Source organism: Streptomyces sp. bgisy100, from assembly GCF_057709105.1.
This window is the reverse complement of record NZ_JBYITE010000125.1, coordinates 1-511: the sequence shown is the minus strand read 5'-3', so window position 1 is coordinate 511 and position 511 is coordinate 1. Positions and strand designations below refer to the sequence as shown.

Here is a 511-nt window from a genome sequence, read left to right as displayed (position 1 = left end):
CGGGACCGGGGTGTCTCGGTGAGGTGGGCGTCGATGCGGGCGAGGTTGATGGCGGCGCCGGTGAGCTGGTGTTGGAGGCTGGTTTTGAGGAGGCCCCGGTAGCGGGATCTGCGCAGGCCGCAGCGGCCGATGCCCTGGGAGATGGTGCCTTCGACGCCGGCTCGGATCTTGTAGCGGTCCTTCCAGGCGTCGGTCTGCTGTCGGGTGCGGGCGGCCTGGACGGCTTCGTGCTCGGCGCGGTGGCGCAGGGTGATCTCGCGGCGTTCGGCCTTCGGTGAGCTGACGCAGTCGCGCAGGCTGGGGCAGGTGCGGCAGTCGGTCGGGCTGAAGCGGACCCGGATCACCGGCAGGCCCTGCTGCGAGTGCCGGTGGTGCCACTGGGTGCTGGTGACGCCGTTCGGGCAGGTCACCCGCTCGTGCTCCCAGTCGACGGTGAAGGCGTCCTGCTGGAAGGGGCCGCCGCTCTGGGCGGTGGTGTTGCCGGCCATCGGGCCCAGGAGATCGACGCCGT

The 511-nt window shown here is 71.6% G+C and carries 1 protein-coding gene; it reads right to left on the bottom strand.

Annotated elements, in window-relative coordinates; translation table 11 throughout:
* Positions 1 to 511 (bottom strand): transposase (locus AC3EQ1_RS31355; RefSeq protein WP_432097691.1); only part of this gene is annotated, 511 nt, incomplete at both ends.